Source organism: Pseudomonas paraeruginosa (assembly GCF_003025345.2).
Taxonomy (GTDB): Bacteria; Pseudomonadota; Gammaproteobacteria; order Pseudomonadales; family Pseudomonadaceae; genus Pseudomonas; species Pseudomonas paraeruginosa.
Genome location: NZ_CP020560.1, coordinates 4,201,778 through 4,216,037 on the forward strand (window position 1 = coordinate 4,201,778; position 14,260 = coordinate 4,216,037).

Sequence of the window (14,260 nt, forward strand, 5' to 3'; positions counted from 1 at the left end):
CGCTGCCAGCCCGATAGCCATTAGCCATGCGGCGAGCCATCCGCCGCGTTCCGTTCAGTCGAAGGTGATGCCCTGCGCCAGCGGCAGCTCACGGGAATAGTTGACGGTGTTGGTTTGCCGGCGCATGTAGGCCTTCCAGGCGTCCGAGCCGGACTCGCGACCGCCGCCGGTGTCCTTCTCGCCGCCGAAGGCGCCGCCGATCTCCGCGCCGCTGGTGCCGATGTTGACGTTGGCGATCCCGCAGTCGCTGCCGGCGGCGCCCTGGAAACGCTCCGCCTCGCGCAGGTCGGTGGTGAAGATGCACGAGGACAGCCCCTGGGGCACCTCGTTGTTCAGGCGCAGGGCCTCATCGAAATCGCGATAGCCGATCACGTAGAGGATCGGCGCGAAGGTTTCCGTGCGCACCACCTCGGTCTGCCCCGGCATTTCGACGATGGCTGGCGACACGTAGTAGGCGTCCGGGTAGCGCTCCCGCAGTTGCCGCTCGCCGCCGAACACCTGGCCGCCCTGCTCGCGGGCCCGTGCCAGGGCATCCTGCATGGCCCGGTAGCTGTGCGCATCGATCAGCGGCCCGACCAGGTTGCCCTCCAGCGGATGGCCGATCCGCACCTTCGAATAGGCCGTCTTCAGGCGAGCGACGATCTCGTCCTTCACCGATTCGTGGGCGATCAGCCGGCGCAGGGTGGTACAACGTTGCCCGGCGGTACCCACCGCGCCGAAGAGAATGCCGCGCACAGCCAGGTCGAGGTCGGCGCTCGGGGCGAGGATCATCGCGTTGTTGCCACCCAGCTCGAGAATGCAGCGGCCGAAGCGCGCTGCCACCCGCGGCGCCACCTCGCGCCCCATGCGGGTACTGCCGGTGGCGCTGAGCAGCGCGACACGCGGATCGTCCGCCAGCGCCTCGCCGGCCTCGCGACCGCCGATCAGCAACTGGCTCAGGTGCGCCGGCGCGTCTGCACCGAATGCCCGCGCCGCGCGCTCGAACAGGGCCTGGCAGGCCAGCGCGGTCAGCGGCGTCTTCTCCGATGGCTTCCATATCACCGCGTTGCCGCAGACCAGGGCCAGCGCGGCGTTCCACGACCATACCGCGACCGGGAAGTTGAACGCGCTGATCACCCCGACCACACCCAGCGGATGCCAGGTCTCGCGCATGTGGTGGCCGGGTCGCTCGGAGGCGATGGTGAGGCCGTACAACTGGCGCGACAGGCCTACCGCGAAATCGCAGATGTCGATCATTTCCTGCACTTCGCCGAGGCCTTCCTGGGTGATCTTGCCAGCCTCCCAGGACACCAGTTCGCCGAGCTGGACCTTGTGCCGGCGCAGCTCTTCGCCGAACAGCCGTACCAGTTCGCCGCGACGCGGCGCCGGCACCTGGCGCCAGGCGCGGAACGCCTGTTCGGCGCGTTCGAGCCTGGCGCCCGCGGCATCGCGCCCCTCCAGGCGCAGCATGGCGAGGCGGCTGCCGTCGACCGGGGTATGCACGGCATGCTCGCCCTCGCCGAAGTCGGTGGGGTCGAGGCCGAGGCTGCGCAGCAATCCATCGATCATGGGGGTGGTTCTCCTGGCTGTCCGTTTCCGCCCGTTGTAGTCGGTTTGCCCGGCAGCGACAAACGACCTTTATTCGCCACGTCATTCCGACTTTTCATACAGTTCGGAGCGCTGTCTGGATCCGGCGCATTTCCCGTACCATGCACCCCTTCGCCGACCAGCCACGCCCGACCATGGACAAGAAACAGCTGCTGCACCTGATCATGCAAGCCCTCGCCGCGGATCTCGACGCCGCCGTGCGCGCCGCCCAGACCGCCCACGAGAGCGCGACCCACGAAGAGAACGTCGCCGAGAACAAGTACGACACCCTCGGCCTGGAGGCCGCCTACCTGGCCGCCGGGCAGTCGCGCCGGGTCGAGGAGATCCGCCAGGCGCTGAACCTGTACCGCAACCTGGCGCTGCGCGATTTCGACGAGGAGCAGGGGATCCAGCTCAGCGCGCTGGTCACCCTGCTGAACACCGACGGCAGTCGCCGCGTGGTGTTCCTCGGCCCCGCGGCAGCCGGCCTGAAGGTCGACTGCGAGGGCCGCGAAGTGCTGGTCATCACCCCGCGCTCGCCACTGGGGCAGAGCCTGCTCGGCAAGCAACCGGGCGACACGGCCGGGCCGAAGGATCCCCGCCAGGCGGTGGAAATCCTCGCCGCCGACTGAGCCTACCGCTGCGGCGCGCCACAGGCGCCGCAGAACTTCGCAGCCGCGGCGACTTCCGCCTGGCAAGCGCCGCAGCGCAGCGGCGCCAGGGAGCCACCGCAGCCCTGGCAGAAGCGCGCCGTCGCCGCATTGGCGGCACGGCAAGACGGGCAGGCGACAGCCGGCGCGGCGGCCGGCGCCGACGGCTGGCCGTCCGTGCCGCGCCGATGACCGGAACCGTGGTGGCCGCCTCCGCCGTACCCATGATGGCGACCGCCCTGCAGCAACCGTTCGAAGAAACCCATGGCGCAATCCTCTCGTGGTGTTCTGACGCCAACCAGTGAAAAGGCTGTAGCCACTACAGGGTCAACGGCGTGGAAACATCGGGATACGCAAGACCGTCGCGCGCCCGGGCGATCCTCGGCGAAGCCCGCCACGCCGACCAGGAAGGAACGCCTCAGTCCTGCGCAAGCATGCCCTCCAGCCGTTGCCGCACCAGGCCGCGGGCCTGTTCGACGATGCCTTGCAACAGCTCGGCGCAGGTCGGCTCGTCATCGATCAGGCCCTGGACCATGCCGGCCGACCAGATCCCCAGGTCGGTATCGCCCCGCTGGTAGACCTGGCGGCCGCGCTGGCCGCTGACCAGCGCGGCGATGTCGGCGTAGCCGGCCCCGCCACGCGCCTCGATCGCCAGTATTTCCTGGCTGATCGCGTTGCGCGCCACCCGCGCGGTATTGCGCAGGGAGCGCATGATCAGGTCGGTGGAACGCTCGTCGGCCGCACGGATCGCCGCTTTCACCGCCGGGTGTACCGGACATTCGCGGGTGGCGAGGAAACGCGTGCCCATGTTGATCGCGTCGGCGCCCAGCGCCAGCGCCGCCACCAGCCCGCGTCCGTCGGCGAAGCCGCCGGAAGCGATGATCGGCACGCGTAGCCGGTTGGCCGCGGCGGGCAGCAACACCAGCCCGGGAATGTCGTCCTCGCCCGGATGGCCGGCACATTCGAAGCCGTCGATGGAGACGGCGTCCACGCCCAGTCGCTCGGCCTTGAGCGCGTGACGCACGGCGGTGCACTTGTGGATCACCTTGACCCCGTGCCGACGGAATTCGGCGATGTGCTCGCCGGGGTCGTTGCCGGCGGTTTCGACGACGCGGATTCCCGCCTCGATGATGGCCGCGCGATATTCGGCATAGGGCACCGGCTTCTGCGTCGGCAGCAGGGTCAGGTTGACCGCGAACGGCCGATCGGTCAGTTCGCGGCAGCGGGCAATCTCCGCAGCCAGTGCCTCCGGGCTCGGCTGGGTCAGCGCCGACAGCGTGGCGAGGCCGCCGGCATTGGCCACCGCGGCGGCCAACTCGGCGCGCCCGACCCACTGCATGCCGCCCTGCATGACCGGGTGTTCGACGCCGAAGGTCTCGGTGAAGCGGGTCCTGAACACGCCCATGGATTGCCCCCGGTTCAGATCGGGTCCCAGGAGAACACATCCGGGCTGCGCGCCAGGTCCATGAAGCTGCCGCGCAACGCCGGCATGCCGTGCTCGGCGATGCTCTCCGCAGTCCAGCCGCGCTCGCTATGCACGCTGCGCAACGGCCGGCTCTGGCTCATCAGGAACAACTCGTGGTTGCGCGTGGCGAACACCTGGCCGGTGACTTCGCGGGCTGCGTCGGAGGCCAGGTAGACCGCCAGCGGCGCATTCTTCTGCGGGGTCATGCGTTGCAGCTTCTCGACGCGGGCCTTCTGCTCCGGGGTGTCGGCCGGGATCGAGTCGGTCATCCGGCTCCAGGCGAACGGCGCGATGCAGTTGGAACGCACGTTGTAGCGCTGCATGTCGAGGGCGATGGATTTGCTCAGGGCGACGATGCCCAGCTTGGCCGCGGAGTAATTGGCCTGGCCGACGTTGCCGATCAGCCCCGAGGTGCTGGTCATGTGCACGAACGCCCCTCCCTGCTGGGCGCGGAAACGCTCGGCGGCGGCGCGACTGACGAAGAAACTGCCGTTGAGATGGACATCGATCACCGACAACCAGTCCTCGGCGCTCATCTTGTGGAAGATCACGTCACGCAGGATGCCGGCGTTGTTCACCACGATGTCCAGGCGGCCGAAACCGTCCATGGCGCAGTCGACGATGCGCCGCGCGCTGTCCCAACCGGCGACGCTGTCGGTGTTGACCAGTGCGTCGCCGCCACGCTGGCGGATCAGGCCGAGGGTCTCCTCGGCCGGCGAGGCCGAGCCCCCCGCGCCCTGCAGCGACACGCCGATGTCGTTGATCACCACCCGCGCCCCGGAGTCGGCCAGGGCCAGGGCGATCTCGCGACCGATGCCGCCGCCCGCGCCGGTGACGATCGCGACCTTGCCTTCGTTGAGTTTCGTGCTCATGGGTAAACCTCTTGGTCCGCTGGATATCGGTTGCGCTCAGCCCGGCAGGCCGAGGACGCTCTTGGCCAGGATGTTGCGCTGGATTTCGTTGCTGCCGCCGTAGATGGTGGTCGGCCGCGACTGGATGAAGATCCCCGCCGGATGCAGGTCGGGATCGTCGGCGAAGGGTTGCAGCAGCGCCGCGTCCTCGCCGGCGATCTCCAGGCCCAGCTCGCTGATGCGCTGGTACAGCTCGGACTGGAAGATCTTCAGCATGGAAACCTCCGGCCCGAGCCTCTCCCCGCGGCGCAGGCGTTCGGCGAAACGCCCATAGAGCGCCTTGTGGCTGTCCAGGTCCATGCTCAGCGCGGCGAAGCGCCGGGCGAACAGCGGCTCGCGCCACAGTCCCAGGTGCCGGGCCAGGCGCTCCAGGCGCTGGAGGGCGAAGGTGGACTGCTTGGGCGAACCGAGGAAGATCCGCTCGAAACCGAGCAGCGCCTTGGCCATGCTCCAGCCCTGGTTGATCTCGCCGACCAGGTTTTCCCGGGGCACCCGCACATCGTCGAAGAACACCTCGCAGAACTCGCCGTGCAGCTCCAGGTTGAGGATCGGCCGCACCTCGATGCCGGGGCTGTCCATCGACACCAGCAGGAAGCTGATCCCCTGCTGCGCCCGGGTGCTGCGCTCGGTGCGCACCAGCATGAACATCCAGTTGGCCTCGGCGCCCATGGTGGTCCAGGTCTTCTGTCCGTTGACCACCCACTCGCCGTTTTCCAGGCGCGCCTCGGTGCGCAGGCTGGCCAGGTCGGAGCCGGCGTTGGGCTCGCTGTAGCCCTGGCACCAGATGTCCTCGCCGCTGAGGATGCGCGGCAGGAAGCGCGCCCGTTGCACCTCGTCGCCGTAGCGGATCAGCAGCGGACCGAGCATGGTCACGCCGCTGTCGGGCAGGCGCGCGCAACCGTAGTCCTCCATTTCCTCCATCATGATCAGTTGCTTGCCGGCGCTAAGGCCCATGCCGCCGTACTCCGCGGGCCAGCCGGGGCACAGCCAGCCCTGTCGCGACAGCAGCAGGTACCACTCGCGGGTTTCCTCGCGCCCCAGGCGGTGGGAAGGATTGCGGATGCGCTGCGGATAGTGGGCGGCGATCCAGTCGCGGACCACCCGGCGAAAGGTATCGTCGTCGAGACGGTTGTAGTCGGTCATTTCAGTGTCCTCCGAATACGGGGGGGCGCCTGGCGAGGAAGGCGGCCTTGCCTTCGGCGTGGTCGGCGCTGAGGAACAGCTGGCTCTGCAACTCGCCCTCGCGCTCCAGCAGCAGGTCAAGGCCGTCGGCGAGCAGCGCGCGAGTCATCGCCAGCGGCAACGGCGCCTGCTGCTCCACCCGCGCGGCCAGCGCCAGCGCGGCGTCCAGCGCGCCGCCGGCGGCGCAGAGCTGATCGGCCAGGCCGATGCGCAGCGCTTCCTCGGCCTCCACCACCTGGCCGAACAGAAGGATCTGCCGCGCCCGGCCGAAGCCGATGCGCGCCGGCAGGGTATGCAACTGGCCGAGATCGGCGAGCAGGCCGACCTTGCCGAAACCGGCGGCGAATCGCGCGGTGGCGCCGCAGACGATGCTGTCGCAGGCCAGCGCCACGGACAGCCCGGCCCCCACCGCCCAGCCTTCGACAGCAGCGATCAGCGGCTTGCCCATGCGCACCATCTGTCGCACCAGGCGTGCGTTGTCGCGCATCCGCGCCCTGCCGTCGGCCAGGCTGCCGACCCGCATGTCGGCGAGGTCGCCGCCGGCGCAGAACACCTCGTCGCCGCCGCTGAGCAGCACGCTGCGAATCGCCGGGTCGCGCTCGGCCACCTCCAGGGCAGCGAGCAGATCCATGCGCAGCGCCGGCGACAATGCGTTGCGCCGTTCCGGATTGTCGAAGCGCAGCAGGCGCACCGTGCCGCGCGTTTCCTGCAACAAGCCGCTCATCAGGCCACCTCCCGCTGTAGCGACTCGACGTAGCGCGCCCGGTGGAAATCCAGCGAACCATGGGCATTGAGCAGCACCATGGCGCGGCGCAGGAACAGGCCGATGTCGGCCTCGTCGGTGTAGCCGATGCCGCCGTGCAACTGGATGGCCTGGCGGGTCACCAGCAATGCCGCCTCCGAGCCGCGTACCCGCGCACTGGAGACCTGCCGCCGGCGCTCGTTGGCGGACGCCCCGGCATCGATCGCGGCGGCGGCCTGCCCAACCATCGCGCGCGACAGCTCGATCTGGATCTTCAGGTCGACCATGCGGTGCTGCAGCGCCTGGAAGCTGCCGATCTCGCGCCCGAACTGGCGGCGCACCCTGAGATATTCCAGGGTCCGCTCGAAGGCGCCGTCCATCAGCCCGACCAGGTAGGCGGCGCAAGCCAGCGCCGCCTCATCCAGCGCCTGCTCGACGGGCCCGTCGACGGGCAGCGGGCGCGCCGGCGTGTCGTGGAAACGCAGGCGCGCCCGGTGGGCGCCATCCTGGGTCGGCTCGCAAACCAGCTCAACCCCGGCGGCATCGCGCTCGACCAGCGCCAGGCCCTGCGCACAAGCCACCAGCCAGGCATCGGCGGCGCCTCCCAGGCAAACGCGGGCGACGCCGCCGCGCAGCCGTCCGCCATCCAGGCACGGGCGCTGCCGTTCCTCGCGGTAGCCGATGCCGGCGGGCAGGATCAGGCGCTCCCCGGCCAGCAACGCGGCGCGTTGCTCCTCCGGCAGCAGCGGCGCCACCAGCCCGACCTCGATCAGCGGCTCGGGCAGCAGGCCGCGCCCCAGGGTCTCCAGCAACGCCACCCACTCGGCCATGCCCAGGCCGCTGCCGCCCAGCGCCTGGTCCAGACGCAGCCCCGGCCACCCCATGGCACAGACCTCGCGCCAGGCCTGGCGGTCCACCGCGGTCCCGCTGAAACGGCCGCGGCGCACCCGCGTCAGGTCGCCGTCGCGCGGCACCAGGGAGGCGGCGCTGTCACGGATCATCCGCAAGCGCTCCTCGCGCTCGCGGTCCCAATCGTCTTGCTCGCTCATCTGCTCGTACTCCTGTGGATAGGACGGTGTCCGCTCCCCTGCCGGACGGAGGGTGACGGCCGGCCCCGCGCAGGCCATAGGTAGAACGCACGACGGGCAATCCCGCCGCGACGCCTGGAAACGCCGCTAGGGCTTCGCCACGCGATACCTGAAGCTGCCCGAAGCCATGGCGATCACCTCGCCGTCCTCGTTGCTGATCTGCGCCGTGCAGAAACAGATGGTGCGGGCCCGCCGCACCAGCCTGCCGACGCCCCTCAGTTCGCCGCGCGCGCTGCCCATGAAATGCGTGGCCATGTCGATGGTGACCATCGAGCAATCCGGCAGACAGGCGCGGATCGCCTCGGCCATGGCGGCGTCCAGCACGGACATCAGCACCCCGCCGTGGAATTGCTGCAGGTAGTTCATCAGTTCGGGACGGTGCCCCAGGCGCACCCGCGCCACCCCGTCGGCGTCGGTCCAGCGCTCGAGGCCGATGAACTCCTGGAAACTGACGGGCGGACGCGCGCCGCTCGGATCGTGTGGGAAAGCATTCATGGCATACGCACTCCTTCTGCAGGATCAGGCCTTGGCCGGGCGCCGCCGGCCGCCAGTGGCGGGGATGCCGCCTGGCTGTCGCCGGACGCCCGGTTCGGGTCGTAGAGGCGGTCCGGAATGAACAGCGCCGGGATCAGCCCGGTGAGCACATAGGTGATGCCCATCACCAGGAAACCCGCGCCGATCGATACATGGCTGGCCAGCAGGCCGATACCGGCGGGCGCCAGCGCCGCGCCGATGCGTCCCAGGTTGTAGGCGGTGCCCACCGCCGAACCGCGTACCCGGGTGGAGAAACTCTCGGTCATGTAGGTGGCGAGTACGCCGACCGGGACGCCGTAGATGAAACCGAAGATGATCAGGATCCAGAGGATGTTGGCCGGCGAGTGATGGAACACGATCAGCGGCATGAAGGCTGCGCTGCCGATGGCCCCGGCGGCGAAGGTCAGGCGCCGGCCGAAGAGATCGGCGCAGGCGCCGGCGACGATCTTGCCGAGGATCATCGCGCTGTAGGTGCCGACCATATAGCCGGTCATCGACTTGAAGTTCATCCCCAGCTCGCTTTCGAGGTAGGACGGCATCCAGTTGTTGGTGCCGTAGTAGCCGAACAGCAGGAAACAGGAGGTCAGGCTCCAGAGCAGGAACATGCCGCGCGTCTCCGGATCGCCCAGCATCCGCCCAAGCGGACCGGCGCCGCGCGCCGCGCGCTGGGCCGCACCGGAACGCCGGCGTTCGCTCCGGGTCGCCAGCCAGGAAGGCGACTCCGGCACCCAGGGCCGCAAGAGCAGGCAGACCAGCGCCGGGCCCAGCGCGGTGAAGAACAGCACGCGCCAGCCGAACTCGGGGATGATCCGTCCCGCCAGCAGGGTCGCGACCAGGTAGCCGACGGTCCAGCCGGCCTGCATGGCGGCAAGGAGGGTGGTGCGGTACTTCGTGCCGACGCACTCGGACATCAGGATGTTGCAGGCGACGAACAGCGAGCCGAGGCCGAGCGAGGCGACGAAGCGGACCAGCGCGAACTGCCAGTAGCTCTGCGTCAGCCCGAGCAGCGCGGTGCCGATGGAGAACAGCACGATGGTCCAGGTCACCACCCGCACCCGGCCGAAGCGGTCGCAGCACCAGCCTCCGTAGATACCGCCGATGGCCATGCCGGCCAGGGTCAGGCTGCCGAGGGAGCCGGCCTCGAAGTTGCTCAGGGCGAATTCGGTCTTCAGGCTGTTGAGGCTGTAGGCGAGGAACATCAGGTCGACGCCGTCGGCGAGCAGGCCGAGGAAGCAGAAGACGAAGGCGATGAGCATGGTGCGCCGGGGGATGGCCGGCGCCGGGTTCGGGGAAAGCGCGGTGGCATTCATTATTGTTGTTCTCGCAGGCAGGGGTTCGCTTCATCGTCGCGCCGGCCCGGAGCCTCCGGGCCGACACCCTTCGGTTCAGTCCGGCCGCTCTCGAGGGGCGCCGATCCGGCCGTTGTCCAGCACCACCCGGTCGCGCTCGACGACACGGGTACGGAACGAGCCATCGCTCCACATCTCCGTGCGCAGCGTCTCGCCGGGAAACACCGGCGCCGAGAAGCGCACCTGCAACTGCCCCAGGTGCTCCGCCCGATAATCGGCGAGCCCGCGCAGCAGCGCGTGGAACGCCACGCCGAGGGTGCACAGGCCGTGCAGGATCGGCCGCGGGAAACCGGCGCGAAGCGCCGCCGCCGGCTCGGCGTGGAGCGGGTTGTCGTCGCCGTTGAGGCGGTAGTACAGGGCCTGCTCGGGGCGGGTCGGCAGGTCGACCTGCAGGTCCGGCGCCCGCTCCGGCAGGCGGTGCGGCGCTTGCGCCACCTGTCGGGAACCGCCGCAGCCGCCGTCGCCGCGCAGGAAGGTGGTGCTGTGGGCGACGGCCAGCACCTCGCCGCTGAGCGCATCGCTGAGGACCTTCTCGCTATAGAGCAGCGCGCCCTTCTCGGCGCCCTTGTCCACCAGCCCGGTGACCCGGGTCCGGCCGATCACCTCGCCCTCCGCCGGCAACGGCCGGTGCCACTCCAGGCGTTGCTCGCCATGCACCAGGCGTAGCGCGTCGACCCCGGTGTCCGGCCTGCCCAGCCAGAAGCCCGGATGACCGAGCACCAGCGCCATGCACGGCAATGCCCGCAACTCCCGGCGTGGATCGACGAAAGCCAGCTGGCGCTCGTCCAGCGGGTCGCCGCCCAACCCCAGGGACAGGGCGTAGAACGCCGTGTCGCGACGGCTGTAGCGCTGGCGAACCTCGGGGATCGGGTAATTCAGGAGCACCTCAGGATCGAGCGCCATCGGCCACCTCCTCGAGTTCCACCACCGCATCCACGGCCCAGGCGCCCTGCCCCTCGGGCAAGGCGATGACCGGGTTGAGGTCCACCGAGCGCAAGCGCGGCCCCGCCGCCCAGGCGAAGCGCGACAGGTTCGACAACAGCCGCGCCAGCGCCGCCACGTCGGCCGCCGGGCGCCCGCGCGCACCGAGCAGGAGCGGCGCGCCCTTGATGCCGCGGATCATCGTCTCGGCCTCCTCGGCGTCGAACGGGCAGCGACGGAACACCACGTCCCGCAGGACTTCGACGAAGATCCCGCCAAGGCCGAACAGCGCCACCGGACCGAACAGCGGGTCGCGCTGGATACCCATGAAGCACTCCACCCCACCTTCCAGCTGACGCGCCACCAGCACCCCGTCGAGGCGCGCCAGCGGTGCCCTCTCGGCGGCGCGCCGCAGCAGCAGGTCGAAGCCGGCGCGCACGCCGTCGGCGTCGCGGATATCGAGCAGCACGCCGCCGATATCCGACTTGTGCAGGATGTCTGGCGAGGCGATCTTCAGCACCACCGGGTAACCGATGCGCCCGGCGAAGGCCACTGCCGCGCCGGCATCGACCAGCACCGCTTCGGCGGCGGACTCGATGCCGGCCATCGCCAGCAGGCGCTTGGCCTCGGCCTCGGCGGGCGTGCCCGCGGGCAGCTCCGGGCCCTCGCCCGCCGTGCGCTGCCGCAGGGGCCGGGCAAAAGCCTCGCCGAGGCGACCCATGGCCTGGATCGCCACGACCGCCCGGGTGGGATCCTCGAACAGGGCGAAGCCGGCGCTCTCGTAGGGCGCCAGCTCCTCGCCCTGGCCCATCACCGAGACCACGAACAGGCGATCGGGGTGGGCCTCCTTGACCCGCCTCAGCTCCTCGGCCAGGCGCGGGCCGACGGAGGCGGCGGTGCCGGCCTGAGTGAAGAAGGCGATCAGCGACCGATAGCCGCCGTCGACCACCATCGACTCGGTGAAGTCGCGTACCAGGCCCAGGTCGTTGAGCGCCTGGGCGGTGCAATCCAGCGGGTTGATCGGCGAGGCGAACGACAGCCGCTCCTTCAGCCGCGCCTGGGCCGCCTCCGGCATCGGTGGCATCGGCAGGCCGACCTCCTCGGCAGCGTCGCTGACGATGATCCCGGCGCCGCCGCTGACGGTGATCATGCCGAGGCTGTTATCCACCGGGTAGATGCGCCGGGTGGCCAGATAGGCGATGTCCATCAGCTCCTCGGTGGTGCGCGCGCGGATCACCGCGTAGTCGCCGAGCACCGCGTCCAGCACCTTGTCGTCGCCGGCCAGCGAGGCGGTGTGGGACAGCGCCGCGCGGCTGCCGAGGGCACTGCGCCCGACCTTGTGCAGGATCACCGGCTTGCCGGCGCGGTGTGCGCGCTCGAGGGCCGCGAGAAAGCTGTCGACATTGCGGATGGATTCGGCGTAGGCCATCACCACGTCGATTTCCGGCGACTCCACCAGCCAGCCGATGCTGTCGCCCAGGGTGACATCGGCCTCGTTGCCGGTGGCCACGCAGATCGGCGTCCCCAGGTGACGCTGGCGCGCCATGCCGAGCAGGTGGGCGCCGTAGGCGCCGGACTGGGTGGCGATTCCCACCCGGCCCGGCAGCGGTACGCCGCGCTCCATGCTGGTGGAGAAGAACGCGTAGTAGCCGAGGTTGCCGTTGAATACGCCCAGCGCGTTCGGCCCGAGCAGACGCATGCCGCTCGCGCGGGCGGCAGCGACGATGGCTTCCTGCATCGCCGCGCCGGCCGCGCCGACTTCGCTGAAACCGGAGGAAAACACGATGGCGCTGCGCGCGCCCTTGCGCCCCAGCGCCTGGACGGTTTCCAGCACCTGCGCCGCCGGCACGGCGACGATCGCCACGTCCGGCGCCTCGGGCAGCGCCTCGACCTCGGCGAAGGCCGGCAGGCCCTGGATCTCGGTCCGGTTCGGATTGACCGGAAGGATGCGTCCGGCATAGCCGTGGCGCAGCATGTAGGCGATCGGTCGGCCACCGATGCGGGTCGGATCGCTGGAAGCGCCGATCACCGCGACCGAGCGCGGTTCGATCAGCGGAGTGAGGCTGGCGAAGCGTGGAGCGTCGACGATCTGTTGCGAGTGGTTCGCTGACATGGGGTCCACCTGGTCCGTTCGTTTGCGGCCGGCGCGGCAACCTTTTCGCGGGCGAGCGCGCCCGTGGGACGCCGCTCCGGCGGTGCCCGGGGAAGCTGTCGGCCTGGGGTCTAGAGCGTGTCGCGGGTGCCGAGCAACGCGGTCACCTGGCTCGACAGCGTGCCGCCGTTGCCATGCAGCAGCGCCACGTCGGCCCTGGCCAGCTGCCGCTCGCCGGCCTGGCGGCGGAGCTGGGTGACCGCCTCGATGATCAGGAACATCCCGTACATGCCGGGATGCACGCAGGAAAGCCCGCCGCCGTTGGTATTCACCGCCAGTTCGCCGCCGGGCGCGATACGTCCGTCCTGGACGAACCGGCCACCCTCGCCCTTGGCGCAGAAGCCCAGGTCCTCGAGGAACAGCAGGGTGTTGATGGTGAAGGCGTCGTAGAGCATCACCAGGTCGATATCGGCGTGCCGCACACCGGCCATCTCCATCGCCCGGGAGCCGCTTTCCGAGGCTGCCGTCACGGTGAGATCGGGCATCGACACGATCGAGCGATGCCACTGCGCGCCGGCCGCGCCGAGGAAGTACACCGGCGTGCCGGGCAGGTCGCGGGCGCGCTCGGCGCGCACCACCACGCAGGCGCCACCGCCATCGGTGACCAGGCAGCAGTCGGCGGTGCTCAGCGGGTCGCTGACCATCCGCGCGGCCAGCACGTCGTCGACGCTCAGCGGACCGCGGGCGAATGCCTCGGGATTGAGATTGGCCCATTGCCGCGCGGATACCGCCACTTCGGCGAGCTGTGCGCGAGTGGTGCCGTACTGGTGCATGTGCCGGCTGGCCGCCAGGGCGTAGGCGGTGATCGGATGGCGCGGCCTGTAGGGCGTCTCGTGCCATTGCGGCTCGCTCATCGACACCAGGCGGCCACCGGCGGTGCGCTGGTTGGAGCCATAGCAGATCAGCGCGGCGTCGCACAGGCCGGCTTCCAGGGCGAGCGTCGCCTGGAGCAGGTGCAGTTCGAAACTGGAACCACCGATGTTGGTGCCATCGACGAATCTCGGCCGGATCCCCAGGTATTCGGCGACCGACAGGGTGGGAAAGGCATGGGAACTGGTGGCGGCGAAGATCGCGTCGATATCGCGAAGTGCCAGGCCGGCGTCGGCGATGGCCCTGAGCGAGGCCTGGGCGAGCAGTTCGATGGCGCTGTGCCCCGGCGCTTCGCCGAGGCCCGCGCTGCCGATGCCGACGATCGCGGTCCTGCCACGGAGTGCCGCGCTCATGGGTGCACCTCCCGGGGAACGAACACCACGACATTGGCGCCGTCCTGCTCGACGATGCGCGCCTGCAGCCGGGTACCGATCGGCAGGCTCGCATGCCCCTCGATCCGCGACATCATGCGGACACCTTCGTCCAGGTCGACCAGCGCGACATTGTGCTCGCCACCACGGGAGCGATTGACGGTGATCGCATAGAGCGTGCCCAGGCCACTGGCGGGAACCCACTCCAGATCGGTCTCGCCGCTGCCCGGCACCAGGTGGCGCGGGTAGAACACGTGACGGCCGCTGGAGCGACTGCGCTGCAACATGAAACGGCCCTGGGCGAGATACGCAAGGTATTGCGCCTCAGGTCCCGGAGTACTGCCATCGGGAAGATCTGCCACGAGGTTTCTCCTTTGTTCTTGTCGACCTTTGCTGCAAAGTGCATCGCGGTGAACGCCGAACCGGATCCTGCCGATGACGCCGGTTGTACGCTCCGGA

Annotated in this window: 14 protein-coding genes; 1 reads left to right on the forward strand and 13 read right to left on the reverse strand. The window is 69.8% G+C overall.

Annotated elements, in window-relative coordinates:
• Positions 1–54: 54 nt before the first annotated feature.
• Positions 55–1,548, reverse strand: a complete 1,494-nt coding sequence (amaB, locus tag B7D75_RS19905) for an L-piperidine-6-carboxylate dehydrogenase (protein ID WP_043099249.1) — start codon at positions 1,546–1,548, stop codon at positions 55–57.
• A 173-nt stretch (positions 1,549–1,721) separates the two neighbouring features.
• On the opposite strand from amaB, the gene B7D75_RS19910 reads away from it, so the two are divergent.
• Entirely contained in the window at positions 1,722–2,198 is a 477-nt protein-coding gene (locus B7D75_RS19910) for a GreA/GreB family elongation factor (protein ID WP_033998987.1), read from the forward strand.
• A gap of 2 nt (positions 2,199–2,200) precedes the next feature.
• Here B7D75_RS19910 and B7D75_RS19915 read toward each other — a convergent pair whose 3' ends face one another.
• The 12 genes from B7D75_RS19915 to B7D75_RS19970 all read right to left on the reverse strand — a co-directional run bounded on the left by B7D75_RS19915 (position 2,201) and on the right by B7D75_RS19970 (position 14,163).
• Complete coding sequence (locus B7D75_RS19915; protein WP_034079448.1) at positions 2,201–2,482, reverse strand: double zinc ribbon domain-containing protein; 282 nt, start codon at positions 2,480–2,482, stop codon at positions 2,201–2,203.
• Between the two features lie 152 nt (positions 2,483–2,634).
• Complete coding sequence (locus B7D75_RS19920) at positions 2,635–3,621, reverse strand: NADH:ubiquinone reductase (protein WP_079977066.1); 987 nt, start codon at positions 3,619–3,621, stop codon at positions 2,635–2,637.
• 14 nt (positions 3,622–3,635) lie between these two features.
• Complete coding sequence (locus B7D75_RS19925) at positions 3,636–4,553, reverse strand: SDR family NAD(P)-dependent oxidoreductase (RefSeq protein ID WP_107114351.1); 918 nt, start codon at positions 4,551–4,553, stop codon at positions 3,636–3,638.
• A gap of 36 nt (positions 4,554–4,589) precedes the next feature.
• Positions 4,590–5,735, reverse strand: a complete 1,146-nt coding sequence (locus B7D75_RS19930; RefSeq protein WP_053814336.1) for an acyl-CoA dehydrogenase family protein — start codon at positions 5,733–5,735, stop codon at positions 4,590–4,592.
• 1 nt (position 5,736) lies between these two features.
• The gene (locus B7D75_RS19935) at positions 5,737–6,498 is read right to left on the reverse strand and encodes an enoyl-CoA hydratase/isomerase family protein (protein ID WP_058146273.1); all 762 of its coding nucleotides are present in this window, start codon (positions 6,496–6,498) and stop codon (positions 5,737–5,739) included.
• Positions 6,498–7,565 (reverse strand): acyl-CoA dehydrogenase family protein, encoded by a 1,068-nt coding sequence (locus B7D75_RS19940; RefSeq protein ID WP_043099256.1) that lies wholly within the window; start codon positions 7,563–7,565, stop codon positions 6,498–6,500. The genes B7D75_RS19935 and B7D75_RS19940 overlap by 1 nt, the downstream gene beginning before the upstream one ends.
• Positions 7,566–7,691: 126 nt before the next feature.
• Positions 7,692–8,099, reverse strand: a complete 408-nt coding sequence (locus B7D75_RS19945; RefSeq protein WP_107114352.1) for a PaaI family thioesterase — start codon at positions 8,097–8,099, stop codon at positions 7,692–7,694.
• Complete coding sequence (locus B7D75_RS19950; protein ID WP_034079443.1) at positions 8,096–9,448, reverse strand: MFS transporter; 1,353 nt, start codon at positions 9,446–9,448, stop codon at positions 8,096–8,098. Before B7D75_RS19950 ends, B7D75_RS19945 begins: the two co-directional genes overlap by 4 nt.
• Before the next feature lie 75 nt (positions 9,449–9,523).
• Positions 9,524–10,390 carry a MaoC/PaaZ C-terminal domain-containing protein gene (locus tag B7D75_RS19955; protein WP_034079442.1) on the reverse strand — a complete coding sequence of 289 codons (867 nt, stop codon included), beginning with the start codon at positions 10,388–10,390 and terminating at the stop codon, positions 9,524–9,526.
• On the reverse strand, positions 10,374–12,521 hold the full coding sequence (locus tag B7D75_RS19960) for an acetate--CoA ligase family protein (RefSeq protein WP_033998696.1): 2,148 nt from the start codon (positions 12,519–12,521) through the stop codon (positions 10,374–10,376). Before B7D75_RS19960 ends, B7D75_RS19955 begins: the two co-directional genes overlap by 17 nt.
• A gap of 110 nt (positions 12,522–12,631) precedes the next feature.
• Entirely contained in the window at positions 12,632–13,783 is a 1,152-nt protein-coding gene (locus B7D75_RS19965) for a thiolase (RefSeq protein WP_107114353.1), read from the reverse strand.
• Positions 13,780–14,163 carry a Zn-ribbon domain-containing OB-fold protein gene (locus B7D75_RS19970; RefSeq protein ID WP_071537114.1) on the reverse strand — a complete coding sequence of 128 codons (384 nt, stop codon included), beginning with the start codon at positions 14,161–14,163 and terminating at the stop codon, positions 13,780–13,782. Before B7D75_RS19970 ends, B7D75_RS19965 begins: the two co-directional genes overlap by 4 nt.
• Between the last annotated feature and the right edge of the window lie 97 nt (positions 14,164–14,260).

Bases quoted from the DNA above. Each gene is read 5' to 3' on its own strand.
- amaB (WP_043099249.1), bottom strand. From the start codon at position 1,548: ATGATCGATGGATTGCTGCGCAGCCTCGGCCTCGACCCCACCGACTTC.
- B7D75_RS19960 (WP_033998696.1), bottom strand. From the start codon at position 12,521: ATGTCAGCGAACCACTCGCAACAGATCGTCGACGCTCCACGCTTCGCC.
- B7D75_RS19935 (WP_058146273.1), bottom strand. From the start codon at position 6,498: ATGAGCGGCTTGTTGCAGGAAACGCGCGGCACGGTGCGCCTGCTGCGC.
- B7D75_RS19965 (WP_107114353.1), bottom strand. From the start codon at position 13,783: ATGAGCGCGGCACTCCGTGGCAGGACCGCGATCGTCGGCATCGGCAGC.
- B7D75_RS19925 (WP_107114351.1), bottom strand. From the start codon at position 4,553: ATGAGCACGAAACTCAACGAAGGCAAGGTCGCGATCGTCACCGGCGCG.
- B7D75_RS19955 (WP_034079442.1), bottom strand. From the start codon at position 10,390: ATGGCGCTCGATCCTGAGGTGCTCCTGAATTACCCGATCCCCGAGGTT.
- B7D75_RS19930 (WP_053814336.1), bottom strand. From the start codon at position 5,735: ATGACCGACTACAACCGTCTCGACGACGATACCTTTCGCCGGGTGGTC.
- B7D75_RS19950 (WP_034079443.1), bottom strand. From the start codon at position 9,448: ATGAATGCCACCGCGCTTTCCCCGAACCCGGCGCCGGCCATCCCCCGG.
- B7D75_RS19920 (WP_079977066.1), bottom strand. From the start codon at position 3,621: ATGGGCGTGTTCAGGACCCGCTTCACCGAGACCTTCGGCGTCGAACAC.
- B7D75_RS19945 (WP_107114352.1), bottom strand. From the start codon at position 8,099: ATGAATGCTTTCCCACACGATCCGAGCGGCGCGCGTCCGCCCGTCAGT.
- B7D75_RS19915 (WP_034079448.1), bottom strand. From the start codon at position 2,482: ATGGGTTTCTTCGAACGGTTGCTGCAGGGCGGTCGCCATCATGGGTAC.
- B7D75_RS19940 (WP_043099256.1), bottom strand. From the start codon at position 7,565: ATGAGCGAGCAAGACGATTGGGACCGCGAGCGCGAGGAGCGCTTGCGG.
- B7D75_RS19910 (WP_033998987.1), top strand. From the start codon at position 1,722: ATGGACAAGAAACAGCTGCTGCACCTGATCATGCAAGCCCTCGCCGCG.